This is a genomic window from Mesorhizobium sp. WSM3864, assembly GCF_002294955.1.
GTDB lineage: Bacteria > Pseudomonadota > Alphaproteobacteria > Rhizobiales > Rhizobiaceae > Mesorhizobium.
Genome location: NZ_NSGD01000019.1, coordinates 64,432 through 77,417 on the forward strand (window position 1 = coordinate 64,432; position 12,986 = coordinate 77,417).

13 protein-coding genes are annotated in these 12,986 nt (G+C 59.1%); 6 read left to right on the plus strand and 7 right to left on the minus strand.

Annotation, left to right across the window (positions count from 1 at the left end):
* Positions 1 to 49 precede the first annotated feature (49 nt).
* The 4 genes from CK215_RS25990 to CK215_RS26005 form a co-directional block, all read right to left on the minus strand.
* Complete coding sequence (locus CK215_RS25990) at positions 50 to 337, minus strand: hypothetical protein (RefSeq protein WP_095832590.1); 288 nt, start codon at positions 335 to 337, stop codon at positions 50 to 52.
* Positions 324 to 1,727 carry a type II and III secretion system protein family protein gene (locus CK215_RS25995; protein ID WP_245418812.1) on the minus strand — a complete coding sequence of 468 codons (1,404 nt, stop codon included), beginning with the start codon at positions 1,725 to 1,727 and terminating at the stop codon, positions 324 to 326. Before CK215_RS25995 ends, CK215_RS25990 begins: the two co-directional genes overlap by 14 nt.
* Positions 1,728 to 1,838: 111 nt before the next feature.
* Entirely contained in the window at positions 1,839 to 2,873 is a 1,035-nt protein-coding gene (gene cpaB / locus CK215_RS26000; protein ID WP_095832592.1) for a Flp pilus assembly protein CpaB, read from the minus strand.
* A gap of 80 nt (positions 2,874 to 2,953) precedes the next feature.
* Positions 2,954 to 3,133 carry a Flp family type IVb pilin gene (locus CK215_RS26005; RefSeq protein WP_095832593.1) on the minus strand — a complete coding sequence of 60 codons (180 nt, stop codon included), beginning with the start codon at positions 3,131 to 3,133 and terminating at the stop codon, positions 2,954 to 2,956.
* Between the two features lie 654 nt (positions 3,134 to 3,787).
* On the opposite strand from CK215_RS26005, the gene CK215_RS26010 reads away from it, so the two are divergent.
* From CK215_RS26010 to CK215_RS26035, 6 genes are all read left to right on the plus strand, one after another.
* Complete coding sequence (locus CK215_RS26010) at positions 3,788 to 4,756, plus strand: phosphatase PAP2 family protein (RefSeq protein ID WP_141245532.1); 969 nt, start codon at positions 3,788 to 3,790, stop codon at positions 4,754 to 4,756.
* A 97-nt stretch (positions 4,757 to 4,853) separates the two neighbouring features.
* Positions 4,854 to 6,242: a CpaF family protein gene (locus tag CK215_RS26015; protein ID WP_095832595.1), complete on the plus strand. Its 1,389-nt coding sequence runs from the start codon at positions 4,854 to 4,856 to the stop codon at positions 6,240 to 6,242.
* The gene (locus CK215_RS26020; protein ID WP_095832596.1) at positions 6,242 to 7,213 is read left to right on the plus strand and encodes a type II secretion system F family protein; all 972 of its coding nucleotides are present in this window, start codon (positions 6,242 to 6,244) and stop codon (positions 7,211 to 7,213) included. Before CK215_RS26015 ends, CK215_RS26020 begins: the two co-directional genes overlap by 1 nt.
* 15 nt (positions 7,214 to 7,228) lie before the next feature.
* Positions 7,229 to 8,179 (plus strand): type II secretion system F family protein, encoded by a 951-nt coding sequence (locus tag CK215_RS26025; protein ID WP_095832597.1) that lies wholly within the window; start codon positions 7,229 to 7,231, stop codon positions 8,177 to 8,179.
* A gap of 52 nt (positions 8,180 to 8,231) precedes the next feature.
* Positions 8,232 to 8,777 carry a tetratricopeptide repeat protein gene (locus CK215_RS26030; RefSeq protein ID WP_095832598.1) on the plus strand — a complete coding sequence of 182 codons (546 nt, stop codon included), beginning with the start codon at positions 8,232 to 8,234 and terminating at the stop codon, positions 8,775 to 8,777.
* Positions 8,774 to 9,319, plus strand: coding sequence for a prepilin peptidase (locus tag CK215_RS26035; protein ID WP_095832599.1), 546 nt, complete (start codon positions 8,774 to 8,776; stop codon positions 9,317 to 9,319). The genes CK215_RS26030 and CK215_RS26035 overlap by 4 nt, the downstream gene beginning before the upstream one ends.
* A gap of 6 nt (positions 9,320 to 9,325) precedes the next feature.
* Here CK215_RS26035 and CK215_RS26040 read toward each other — a convergent pair whose 3' ends face one another.
* From CK215_RS26040 to CK215_RS26050, 3 genes are all read right to left on the minus strand, one after another.
* A complete protein-coding gene (locus CK215_RS26040) occupies positions 9,326 to 10,504 on the minus strand; it encodes an ABC transporter substrate-binding protein (protein ID WP_245418811.1) in 1,179 nt (392 codons plus the stop codon).
* A gap of 254 nt (positions 10,505 to 10,758) precedes the next feature.
* Positions 10,759 to 11,127, minus strand: a complete 369-nt coding sequence (locus tag CK215_RS26045; RefSeq protein ID WP_066989339.1) for a hypothetical protein — start codon at positions 11,125 to 11,127, stop codon at positions 10,759 to 10,761.
* Positions 11,128 to 11,199: 72 nt separating this feature from the next.
* Positions 11,200 to 12,986, minus strand: a 1,787-nt coding sequence (locus CK215_RS26050; protein ID WP_141245533.1) for a type I secretion C-terminal target domain-containing protein, incomplete at its 5' end; no start/stop codon positions are given.

Here is a 12,986-nt window from a genome sequence, read left to right on the forward strand (position 1 = left end):
GGTGTCAGGCTCCTCGCATGCCTGATACAACCGCTTCCTTTCGTTCATTTCACTGCGTCCCCGCCGGGCCGACATTGACCGTCATGTTCGTCGTCGGCGTCGGCGCTGGCGGAAGCTTGTACTTCTGCACGACGCCGACGGACCGTGCGCCGTCGCTTTCAATCTTGGTGTTGTTCGAAGCCGGGTTGTAGGGGTCGACCGTTTGCAGCAGCTGATTGGCTTTCTGCGAATCGCCGGACGCCAAAGTCATCGTGTCGTAATTGTTCAAATAGTCTGCCGCGCAGCCGGCAAGCAGGCTGGAGCTGAGCAGGACGAGCAGGAGCTTATTTCTTGACATAGACCAGCTTGTCCTTCGATTTCACATCCAGCATGTGGCCATAGGGGCCGGTGACGCCGTCGCCCAACTCATATTTCCGGATCATGTCTTTGCTAACTTCGAGTTGGCCGAGCAGGAACAGTTCCGGATCATTGGACGGCTTCGTCTTGTCGAACGGCGTCGCCAATTGCTCGCCGGGCTTCACCGGCCGCACCAGGTGCGGCGTGACGATGACGACAAGCTCCGTCTCTTCCTTCTGCGTGCTCGAATTCTTGAACAGTGCGCCGATGATCGGCACCTGACCGAGCCACGGCACCTGGTCTTGAAGCCTCGTGTTCTTGCTGGAGAGCAGACCGCCGACCGCGAAGCTCTGGCCGTCGCGCAGATTGACTACGGTCGCCAGCTTGCGGTTGGTGAAGATCGGATCGCCGGCGGGCGTGAAGCCTGTGAGGTCGCTGACTTCCGGCGCCAGCTTGATATGGATCTTGCCGTCATCGAGCACAACCGGCGTGAAGTTGAGATTGACGCCGAACTGTTTGAATACGATCTCGATCTCGCCCTGGCTGTTGACGCTGCGGATCGGCACCTCGCCGCCGGCGTTGAAGCTAGCGGTTTCGCCAGAAACCGTGGTGAGGTTCGGTTCGGCTAGCAGTCGCACGACCCCCTTCGATTCGAGCGCTTCGATAATCAGATCGACTTTGACGTTGCTATCGATGATTCGGGTAATCAGCGCTCCGAAGGGACTGGCGGTCGACAGTAGGCCACTAAGCAGCTCTCCATCGCCAAGCACCACAGAATTGCCGTCGTCGTCTTTCGATATGGCGCCTATTCCGGTTCCGGTGCGGGTCGTGCCACTCCTATTTGTGCTCTTAAAAGAGACACCGAGATCGCGGCCGGCATTGCGCTTGGCTTCAAGGATGCGCACCGAAAGATTGACCTGCTCGCTGTCGTCGATAGTGACTGCGTTGATGATCGAGTCGGGTCCATATTGCTGTGTGACTTCGACGATTTGCGCCAAGGTCGCGGCGTCCTTGACATGGCCGCTCAGCCGAACCTTGCCGTTGATCGAGCCGATCTCGATCCGCGCCTTCGGCGCCACCTGGCGGATAGCTGCCGCCATATCGCTGACATCTTGGCCGACCTCGATCTGGATGGCACCCAGCGAGCGCTTGTCCTCGGAAAACAGATTGACGGTGGTGGTGCCGAGGCTCTTGCCGATGATGTAGAGCGTCTTGTCGGTCATCGGCTGCGCGTCGGCGATCTTTTCGTCGCCAACGACGATGTCGCCCAGTGTGGCGTTTACCTGGATGGTCGCGGATTGCGAGACCGGGATGAAGACGCGGTGGAGCGAGGGGCTCGATACATCGATGAAGCGGTCGGCGGCGTGAACCGCGGGGCTCAACGGCAACACAATACAGGACCACGCCAGAGCGGCGGCGGCCAGTGATCCCCGAAAAAATCGCATCTAAATCGTCCCCCTCGCTGACCCACCCGGATCCCCCCTATCCGAATGCGCCTTTCGCTATCTCTGTCGCGGCACGTCATATGTTTCGAGCTTCACGCCGCGAAACACGCCGATTGTAGCCCGGGCAGGCGGCTCCGGCTTCACATATTTGACCACTTCCTTTATAACTTCTTGCGGTTGTGGTGTGGGCGCCACAGTAGGCTTTACCTTGCTCAACTGATCGATCTGGTCGCCCACTCGTTCCACCGCCTGGGCCAGCCCATTGAGCTTGTCATCAGCCCGCTTGCGCTCTTCCGCCGCTGCGGCCTCGGCGGCCTTCTGCCTCTCAAGTTCCGCCTGCCTCTTGGCAACATCTTCCGGCGTGTCGCCAGTCAAATCCGAAAGCGTCACGCGCTCGGTCGTTTCGCCTCTGCTGGCCGCGGCTTGGCGAAGCGCCAGCGATAGCTGCCCGGCGCCGGCGGCAAGGGTCAGCTTCTGTGCGTCCTTGGTGCTGACTTCAACCGTTACTGCCTTCACGACCGTCGGGCTGTCTTTGCTTTCGTCGGCGACCTGATCAACGGCAAGCACTTTGACGCTCTGCAGCAGCACGTCGACGAAGCTCTTGTCCGGGCCGTCGCTGCTGCGCACGGTGCGGGTCAAAAGGACGTCGACACGGTCGCCGGGGAAGACAAAGCCCGCGACGCCGAGCACGTCGTTCACGCGGATGGACACGGCCTTCATGCCCTCGGTCAGCACAGCTGAAAGTGTAGCGCGTTGGCCAGGGCCCGTGATCTTGGTGGCCAGCACCGGCTCATTGACGCCGATCGCCTGAAGGGCTTGCTTGGTGCCTTCGCCAGCCAGGAGATCCTTGCTTGTCTTGAAGGCCCCGGCCGGAACCGCTCCCGCGGGCCATGGGATCTCACGCAATTTGTCGCCGCTTAGTGAGTCGCCGAATTTGAGCGGCACCGCGGCCACTACGATCGTGTCGCGCGGTAGGTCGCCGGGCTTGGCCATCGCGCTGCGCTGGTTGGCGAGCCACATATTTGCAAGCACAACCGCCAGCACGCCAAAGACGCCAGCGAGAATGACCATAATTACGGTGTTTGCGCGCATTGTCAGCCCCCGCTGAATTATCTTAAGCGTCATGGACGCCAGGGATAGCCCGGGCGTCCACGATGATTAAAGGCTCTCAATCAATGCCCGGCCAGATTCGTTGTCAGCGTTGTCCACTTGCCGGAAACCCAGGTTCCGACGACGATGATCGAAGCGATCACGGCCACCGTGATGATGCCGAGCAGAATGGTATATTCGACCATAGCAGCGCCGTTTTCATCGTCGCGGAACTGCCGGGTCAACGTCATCAGCTTATTCATGCGAATGTCTCCTTACTCTGGAGGTTGAACCCGACGAGACGAGCCTAAGGATGAAACCCCATACCAAAAGCATCCCCCGTCGAATTCAATCCTAGGTCCGGCAAAAAAGCAGAGTCAAACAGATTAACAGTCCCTTAACCGTTCAATACTAGATCTGAAGCTCCTTCAATTTTCACAACAGCTTGATTCGCCTCGCTTTTCAAGCGATCTTAACCATTCGTTCACAATTCTGCCTCGTTGGGAGCGGTGTGAATGCATATTAGAGATATGACATAATCCACTATGTCGAATGGCTTATCCAATCTGGCTAACTACGTGGCGACAAAGGTGTTAGGACTTTGGTCCGAGAATCCGGACAAGTGAAAATAAAGCGATTTCTCAGGTCTCCACTTCTTAACTATGTCGCAAGTAAATCTGAACCGCGCCCTTGCCGGCGCTTGCCCGTCCTGTGGTTAACAGGTAGTTTCCGCAATAGGGCAATTTAGCGAAGGCTGACACGCGGTGTGGGGTTCGGCGGAGCTCAGTGAGGTCAAAGGCGCAAGGCAGGTTGGGAGGGCTTCGTTCGGCCATCCTGTCACTGTACTGCGCTTTCGGATCGCTGGACTTTCGCAGATTCAGAACAAAGGCGCGAGCTGCGCGAGCAGCTATATTAGCTTGATTGTATTCAATCTTGCCTTGTTCGTAGGTCTTTCGCTTGCAAACGCTATCTGGCTCCAGAATTCCACAGTTAAAGTTGGACCAGGCTTGTGGTTCGATGGATTGACCACGACGGCGTCTCTCGTTTTCTTTTGGGTCGTTCTTGGCGCGCTGCGCTATCAGACAAGACGCATCGAATTAAAGGTCGGCAACACGCTCCGCGAAATAGCTGGCCGGCTCCAGGCGCTTGCGCTGGCTTTGGCGGCCATTGTCCTGTTTTCAGCAATGCTGCTTCTGTACTCTTACCTGGCAACCGCGACCGATCGTCCCTTGATGGACTCTTATCTTGCGTCGGCAGATGCTGCATTGGGGTTTGATTGGGTCGCTTATACCCAATGGCTGAACAAGCACCCCCCAATTCCCTCGGTCATTTCCATGGCATACGGCAGCCTCCAGATTCAGATGTTGGTGCTTCCGGCGATCCTTGCTTTCAAAGGGCGGATGGACCGGCTCCTGGAATTCGTGGGATACTTTGGATTGTCCGGGATCCTGACGTGCCTTGTTATGACATATGTGCCTGCTGCTGGAGCGTTCGATTTTTTCCACCCGTCGCCAAACATACTGACAGCTTTTGGTCCTGGTGCCTCGACCAGGCACCTCGATCAACTCCATGCGCTGCGCGAACTCAGAAGTTTTTTGATCGATCGGCCGGAAGGACTTGTGACGTTTCCTTCATTTCATTCGGCCCTGGCCGCCATTTTTGTTTTCTCTATGCGCGGCATTCGATTCGCGATGCTGCCGGCCATAGTCGTGAACGCGCTGCTAATTCTGGCGACACCGCCCCAGGGGAGCCACTACTTGATTGATGTTATCGCCGGCGTTGCGATCGCCGCGATGTCAGCTTGGGTAGTGGGCCGGGTGGCTGGTTTGTCAACTCATTTGAGCGGCACCATTCTTCTCGTGCGCTCGAGACTTTGGCGGAGTTAGGCAAAGAAATGTTCGTCTGGTTGTCCTGTAAACAAGCAAACCCGGTCTGGGCCGTTCGGTTGGACGCGTTCCCGTCAGTCAAATCGGTTGATAAAAAATGTTAGGTCGATTCATCAAAACCGCGGCTGAACAACCGCCTTCACAACCTGCTCCGCGGGTACCGGTGCCTGCAGCAATGCCGGCTCCTTCCGCCCCCTCGGAGATGGCGTCGAACGACGACGATTTCCTGGCTCTGAAAGTCGACCTGCATCGTCACCTGATCGATCGCTTCAATCTGGCGGCTCTCGAGAACGCATCGAAGGACGAGATTCTTGATGAAATACGTCCGATTGTGCGCGAATTCGTGCGTGGCCGGAATGTGCCGCTGAACGCGCGTGAACTCGACCAACTCACCAGCGACACGGCGGACGAGATGCTGGGGCTTGGCCCGATCGAACCGCTCCTCAAGGATGATTCGATCGCCGACATTCTCATCAACACGCACAAGCATGTATTCATCGAGCGTCGTGGGGTGTTGGAAGAGACGGCGATCCGCTTCCGAGACGAGGCTCATTTGCTGCGGGTTATCAACAAAATTGTCTCGAATATCGGCAGGCGGGTTGATGAATCGGCGCCGATGGTCGATGCTCGCCTGGACGACGGCTCGCGTGTCAACATCGCTGTGCGGCCGATCTCAGTGGACGGCCCGCTGGTGTCGATCCGAAAATTCTCCAAAAATCCCTATTCGCTCGAACGCTTGATGGCATTCAACTCGATCCGCCAACCCATGGTCGATTTGCTGCGGATCGCGGTGCAGGCGCGCAAGTCGATCCTGGTTTCTGGCGGCACCGGCAGCGGCAAGACCACGCTGCTCAACGCGCTGTCGAGCTATATCCCAGCCAAGGAGCGCCTAGTCACCATCGAGGACGCGGCGGAACTGCAACTGCAGCAGCCGCATGTCGGCCGGCTCGAGACCCGCCCTCCCAATGTCGAGGGCAAGGGCGAGGTTCGCCAGCGCGAGCTGGTCAAGAATGCGCTGCGCATGCGGCCTGACCGCATCATCGTCGGCGAAGTTCGCGGCGAGGAGGCCTTCGACATGCTGCAGGCCATGAACACTGGTCACGAGGGCTCGATGACGACCATTCACGCCAACACACCGCGAGACGCCATCTCGCGTCTCGAGCAGATGGTCGGCATGGCAGGCATGCCGATGACCAATGACTCGATTCGCGCCCAGATTTCGTCGGCCATCGACATCATCGTGCAGACGCAGCGTCTCTCGGATGGCGGGCGGCGCGTTGTCTCGATTTCGGAACTGACCGGCATGGAAGGCAACGTCGTGCAGCTCCAGGAAATCTACCATTTCGTCCGCCGCGATATTGCGGCCGATGGCAGCATAGTCGGCGACTTCCGCGCAACGGGTGTTCGACCGCGTTTTGCGACTGAAGTCGCGACCTTGGGACATCATTTCGCCAAGGACGCTTTCAATCCGCAGGTGCCGCTCTGATGTTTTCCGGCCAGACCCTGCTTTACCTGGTTTACGTACTAGCCGCGGCCTCTGTCATTCTGGCTGCGGAGGTCATGTATCTTTCCATCGCCGGCACGCGCGCGCGAGCAGGCGTCATAAACCGTCGCCTTCAACTGATCGGGCAGGACGCCCCGGCAGAACGGAGCCTGCAAGGACTCCTCCAGGAACGTGGTCTGACGGCATCGGGCGACTTTGCCTTCGGCGCCGTGGCCCTCAATCGCCTTTACACCCAGTCCGGCATAACCGGAAATCCGATCAGTTTTGCTGTCGTCTTCGTGCTGGCCGGCGTCGTGCTCGCTTCGATCGCGATGCTTCTTTTGGGCTCCTCGCTCACGGTCAGTGGTCTCATCTTCTTGTTTGTAGCGATTGCTCTGCCTTTCCTCGTTCTCCAGAGAGCCCGAAGCAAGCGAATCAACAAATTCGCCGAGCAGCTTCCCGATGCGCTCGACATGATCGTTCGCTCGCTCCGCGCAGGTCATCCGACGACGGTGGCGATCGGGTTGGTGGCGCGCGAAATGCCCGATCCGCTCGGTACCGAGTTCGGAATTGTGTCTGACGAGATCACCTTTGGTCTGAGTCTTGAGCAGGCCGTTCGCAAGCTGTCGGAGCGTGTCGGTTTCGAGGGATTGCACCTTTTGTCGGTGTCACTTTCCATTCAGGCGAAAACCGGCGGCAATCTCACTGAAATCTTGTCCAATCTGGCCTCGGTGCTGCGCGAGCGGCGCAAGCTTCGGCTGAAGATCAAGGCTTTGTCGGCCGAGGGCAGGATGTCCGCGTGGATCATCTCGCTCTTTCCGGTACTGATGTTTCTCATCCTCTTTGGAATTGCCCCGACCTACTATGGCGACGTTTGGGACAGTCCGCTCATTATGCCGGTCTTCGTGATCTTCGGATCCTGGGCTCTCCTGGGCGACTACATCATGTACCGAATGGTCAATTTCGATTTCTAGGACTGGAATATCGGCTTGTTGAACGATCTTGGAAATTCGCCGGTGTTGCTGTCGGTCGCTGTATTCCTGGCAGCGGGCGCGCTCTTCTTGCTGGTCGCTCTGATAATCGCGCCTGTCCTTCAGACGAGAAGGCGCATCGCCAACAGCCTTTTGTCAGAGGGGATAGCAAGTCGCCGTTCGCTGACAGCACAGCAGGAAATCAACAAAATCTCCGCTCAGCGACCGGTTGACGCCTATTTCAAAGCGCTTGAGAAGGAGCGCGGTGAGCCCAACGCGCTGGAAGCAAAACTCTTCCGCGCCGGTTTCCACCAACCGAGTGCTCCCATCATATACACCATTTCTCGCCTAGGTGCGGTCTGTGTCGGCTTTCTCGCCAGCTACGCATTGCTTTTCAGTCTGCTGCCGCCTCAACTGCCCAGTGTGCTGGCCTTTGCCGGGGCGGCTCTGATCGGACTGGGATGCATCGTCATTCCCAGCATCATGCTCGATCGCTTTGAAAATGCGCAAAAGCAGATTTACCGCCGCGGCTTTCCCGATTTCATGGATATGATGATCACTTGCGCCGACGCCGGCATGAGTCTGGAGGCTGCGGTCGAACGTGTCGGCAGCGAGTTGGCCGGCACCCACAAGTGGCTTGGCATCCAGCTCTCGATCATGAATCTGCAATTGCGCGCCGGCAAACCCTTGCGGGAGGCGCTTCGCGATCTTGCGGAACGCATTGGGCTGGACGAAGCAAAGGCCCTGGCGGTGCTGTTCCGTCAGTCGGAAGAACTCGGCACGAGTCTCACCGAGGCTTTACGTGTTTACAGCGACGAAATGCGTACCCAGCGAATTCTGCGCGCGGAAGAGCGGGCCAACACTCTGCCGGTTAAGATGATGATCCCCCTTGGTCTCTGCATATTTCCGGTGGTGATGATGGTCGTCATGTTACCCGTCATTATCCGCATGAAAGGCATTTTCTTCTAAGCCGTCATATGATTAGGTTCTCAGACAGAGTCGGGGACTCGTGGGACACACAATGACAAAGCGCCTCGCAGTCGCGACCAGCCTGCTGCTTATTCTCCTTGCAGGTTGCCAGACAAAAGACATCGCCGACGGCGTGGTTCGCACCAACGAGCCGGCCAAAGGCGATTACACCGCCTTTGGCGATGCCTTCGACGGTCTGAAGACGATCAGCGATGTAGATTACTACGCTTCGGATCAGGCGGTCACCGAAGCCAAGACCCAGTTCCGTTCCGAAAACTACGGCAACGCCGGGGCCCTATTCTACAAGGCCACACGTTTGGCGCCTAATGATGGTGTGGCCTGGCTTGGCCTTGCTGCGTCCTGCGACCGCATTCGTCGTTTTGATCTTTCTGATATGGCCTACAGCCGGGCTTACCGTCTGCTCGGCGCGACGCCAGAATACTATAACAATCTAGGCTATTCCTATCTGCTGCGCGGTAAGCTGCAGCAGGCGCGCACCAATTTCCTCAAGGCCTATGAGCTTGCGCCAAACGATCCGACCGTGGCCAACAATCTGAAGCTACTGTCGTCCAGCGTGCGCAACATAGAGCGATCATGAGCCCTCTGCTCGCCGTATCGCTCCTGTTCAAGGCACTCGCGATCCCGTTGCTTGCCAGGATAGCCTGGACCGACTTCAAAACGCAGAAAATATCGAACCGCGACGTTCTCCTGCTCTTTTGCCTTGGTGTCGGTTCCTTGCAGCTGATGTCCGTTCAGGCCGGGTCGTGGTGGGACATGGGGTTAAGTGCAATTGCCGGATTGCTGCTGTTTGTCGTTCTCTTTCCGCTCTGGGCTCTACGCAAGCTCGGCGCGGGCGATGTGAAGCTGATGGCAGTTATGCCGTTTGTGATCGGCGGCAGCGGCCTCGCGGCGTTCTCGATCATGCTTCTGCTGTTTGCGCTCGCTACCGCCGCTGTCATGAAGTACCCCTTCCTGCTGCCTGAGGGTGCATTCAGAGTTTACATCCAGCACCTGGATCGCAAAGGTGTAGTGCCATTTGGGGTACCAATCTCTGCCGCTGCGATCTGTGCGATAGCGTTCCAGATATACGCCATCCTAATGGCGGCGACGAGTTCCGGGGCATTGCAGCAACTGATCTGAGTCCCTTCAAAACCCCGACGTCGACTTTTCCACCAGCTTCAGTCTACCCTTTTCCACCTTGAAAAACGGCATCGATCTTTGGCTCGAGCCGTCGGCGCGGAAGCGGAACAGGCCGGTCGAGCCGCGGAAGCCGCTGGCGTTCTCGATCACCTGCTTGGAGAAACCGTTCGGGCCGACCGAGCTTGCTATGCCGGCCGACAGCGCCACCATGTCATAGGCGTAAGCGACGTTGACGTCGGGCTGATAGTTGTAGGTCGCCTTGAAACGGTCGGCGATCGGCCCGGTCTCGCTCTGGTCGAGCGTAGCGATAAAGGCGCCCTCATAGAGCGGATCGATCGGGCGCTCGAGCCAGCGCTCGGTGCCGATCAGGCTCACGGCCTTGCCCGGTATACTCTTCGCCTTAAGCGCCGCCAGCATGGCGACAGGGCTGCCGTCGCCGCTGGCGACTACGACGGCGTCGGGCGCCTCGACCAGCGAGCCCATGTCCGACACCACCTTGGCGGCGTCCGACGCCGAATAGGGAAGCGTCACGGCAAGCGTCGCGCCATAGATGCTGAGCGCGTTGGCGACCCGCGCCTCGACGGCGCCGGCGTTCGCGCCCGCCGGCACCAAGAGCACGAATTTCTTGGCGCCCTTACTCGCGACCGCTGCCGCGCCCGCCGCTGCGCTGTCGGCTTCGCTCAGCCGCACCGAATAGACGCCTGGGCCGCCGGCGAAATTGTCGGCCAGCGCCAGCACCGGCGGCCGCTGTGTGCCGGAGAGCTTGGCCAGGTGCTGCGCCGCCGCAAGCTCGGCCGGCCCGATGACGATTTTCACGCCGCCCGAAGTGATCGCCTTGACCGCCAGGTCCTTGGCATAGCCGCTGTCGCCGCGCGTGTCCTCGATGGTCAGCGTCACCAGCTTGTCGCCGAGATCGGCCATTGCCAGCCGCGCGGCATCATACATCTTCCTGCCGTTCTCGCCCGCGCTGCCGGGGGCCGAGAGCGGCAAAAGCATGGCGATCTTGGTCGAGCCCGTGCCGAGCGTCAGATTGGCCTTGGGAGCGGTCGCTGCGGAACTGGCGGTCAGCTGCGCGGGCGCGGCGGTGTTGGCACCGGCCTGGCTTGCCGGAGAGGCGATCGCCGCGGGATCCAGCACCTCCGATGCGCCGTTCTTCGACTGGCAGCCGGAGATCGCCGCGACCACGGCAAAGGCGAGCGCCGCAGCAACTCCAGGAAAACCGAGCAGCGGCTTTCCGTCCGCAATTGCGCAAAAACAAATGGTCGGCGCAGTTCGGCGTTTCCCGGAAACGATGAACCGCTCCAACGCTCGCGAAAACCCGCGTCGGAAAAGCCGCGCTAGGCCTGCATGCGTGGCGACCCACGCCGGTCGCACGCAAGCGTCGGCCTCGGCGCAGGCTCTCTTGGCCATCATCGCAGCTGGTCGGCGCGCCCGTCAGCTCAGTGCATGTACTCGACCATGCGGTCGTGGAAGCATTCGCACTTGTTGAGGTAGTCCTCGTCCTTGTAGTTGGTCTTGAGATAGCCATAGGCCTTGCCGCAGGCGACCTTGGCTTCCGAGGCCCAGACGAAGGCGGGGCGCGACGAGTTAATCCATTCCGGGCTGTTGGCGACGGCAACCGATTCGTCCATCAGCTTCACCACATGGTCCTTGAGCTCGACCATGTTGTCGGTCAGCACCAGGTCCGAGGTGCCGACGGTGCGGCAATAATTCACCGCCGGCTCGCCGATGATATCTGCGGCAAAGCCGGTCGATCCGGCGAGCAGCACCGCCACGGCCGAAGCCAGCAGTCTTACGGAATGTTTCATGTAAGCCCCTCTCCAAATTGCGAATTCACGGTTCGCTAACGCATAGCATAGCGGCACGGCCGCGCATAAGCACTAAATCGTGGCCGTGTGCTGTTGATGGTTCGAGTCATCATAGAGGATGTTGATCGTTCCGGCCGCCGGCGCGTTCGTGAGCTGCGCTACGTCCACGAAGTTGGCGCCTCCGGTCGTGCCGTTGGCGTCGACGCTCAGCATACCGTTGGTGTAATGCACATAGTCGCTGATGTTGCCGGCTGGCGCTGTTTCGAAGAGTGCGGTCAGGTCGATCTTGTCACCTTCCGCGCCGTTATAGTCGGTGATCAGGTCCTTGATGTTCAATTCGAGATGATCGAGCTTGAACGTATCGGCACCGGTGCCGCCGGTCAGCGTGTCCTGGCCCAGGCCGCCGATCAGCAGATCGTTGCCGGCGCCGCCATTGAGCGTGTCGTTGCCGGCCCCGCCGACGAGCGTATCGTTGCCGCCGTTCCCGTTGACCGTGTCGTTGCCGGCTCCGCCGTACAGCACGTTCGCGGAGCCGTCGCCATTCAGGGTGTCATCGAAGTTGGACCCGATGATGTTGGGCAGAAGGGATGTCGACGTGTAGGTGTGGGAATCGCCCACAAGATCGGCCGAATGATTCTGGGTTGCGGTTCCGGTCAGTGTGAGGCCGATCGAACTTGCAGCCGTATCACCGTCTCCGTCCACCACCTGGACTGGAAGGCTGAGGCTGACAGGATCACTGGACTGCACGGCCGCGCCAAACCCGGTAATGGCGAAGTCAGTTCCGGTGTCGGGTTGGCCATTACCTTTGAGCGGTGAAATGTTTGAGAGTTCCAGGCTGTTGTAACCATCGGCGGTGAATGTCGCGATCGAAACACTCGCATCAAGCACGCCCGTTATCTGGGCTCCATAGTGAATTGCACTGGTGGGATCGACATCGACGAATTGGACCGTGTAAGTCCTGTCGCCGATTGTATACGTATGTGCCGCAGTGTCGGCGAAGTTAACGACTTGCGTTTGCCCGTTATACGTGATGGCGATCGACGATACCGAATCGTAGTGACCGTCGCCAACGACATTGCTGTTGTCGGTGCCGGTCGCGGCGTTGTCGTCGAAGGCGGTAATTTTGAGGACCGAGTTTACGGTTCCGTCCCCGAAGGTGAAGTTGGAACCGTTGGCGACATAGTGGTTGTCAAAAATCTGAGCGCCGGCGGTCATCGCGGAACCGGTCAAATCCTGAACGAAGTCGACCCGGATGCCTTCGCCCGAACCGATATTTTGTCCAGCAAAGCCGCCGCCGACGCCAAAGGAATTCGCGTTCCCGTTGATCGTCGTGCCAGCGCCAAGGGGCGTAAAAAGCACGTCCTTCGAGTCATCGGTGACCGGATTGTTTTGCTGCCCTGCGGGCACGAACCCAGCCCAGGGGCTGTTTCCGCCATAGAACGCGTATGATCCGTTGGTAAAGGTGACTTGCGACAGGCTGTCGACCGTTCCGTCCATATCCACGGAATAGGTAGCGTTCGATGGGTTGAGGGTGACCGTGAGCACGGTCGCACCATTGGCCGTGCCGGTAAGGGTGTGGCCGTCTGGCGATACATCGTAGATAATGTGCACGCCGCCTGACGTCAGGCCACTGTCCGTGCCATCAAGGGAGGCTGCGAACCGCACCGTACCGGCGCCGTCCGCGCCGTAGTTGTTCGACACGAGGTGGTCTGCGTCCAGCGCGAATGTGACCGGATTGCCTGGTCCATTCGCCAACACTGCATAGTCCGGAGAGACCGCCGTCGGCACGTCGTCGACGACGTCGATCTTGACGGTACCGGTCACGGTGTTGCCGTTGGCGTCGGTGGCCGTGTAGGTGA

Excerpts from the sequence above, each read along its gene's own strand:
- cpaB (WP_095832592.1), bottom strand. The coding sequence starts at position 2,873 with ATGCGCGCAAACACCGTAATTATGGTCATTCTCGCTGGCGTCTTTGGC.
- CK215_RS26030 (WP_095832598.1), top strand. The coding sequence starts at position 8,232 with ATGACAAAGCGCCTCGCAGTCGCGACCAGCCTGCTGCTTATTCTCCTT.
- CK215_RS25990 (WP_095832590.1), bottom strand. The coding sequence starts at position 337 with ATGTCAAGAAATAAGCTCCTGCTCGTCCTGCTCAGCTCCAGCCTGCTT.
- CK215_RS26005 (WP_095832593.1), bottom strand. The coding sequence starts at position 3,133 with ATGAATAAGCTGATGACGTTGACCCGGCAGTTCCGCGACGATGAAAAC.
- CK215_RS26020 (WP_095832596.1), top strand. The coding sequence starts at position 6,242 with ATGTTTTCCGGCCAGACCCTGCTTTACCTGGTTTACGTACTAGCCGCG.
- CK215_RS26035 (WP_095832599.1), top strand. The coding sequence starts at position 8,774 with ATGAGCCCTCTGCTCGCCGTATCGCTCCTGTTCAAGGCACTCGCGATC.
- CK215_RS26045 (WP_066989339.1), bottom strand. The coding sequence starts at position 11,127 with ATGAAACATTCCGTAAGACTGCTGGCTTCGGCCGTGGCGGTGCTGCTC.
- CK215_RS26015 (WP_095832595.1), top strand. The coding sequence starts at position 4,854 with ATGTTAGGTCGATTCATCAAAACCGCGGCTGAACAACCGCCTTCACAA.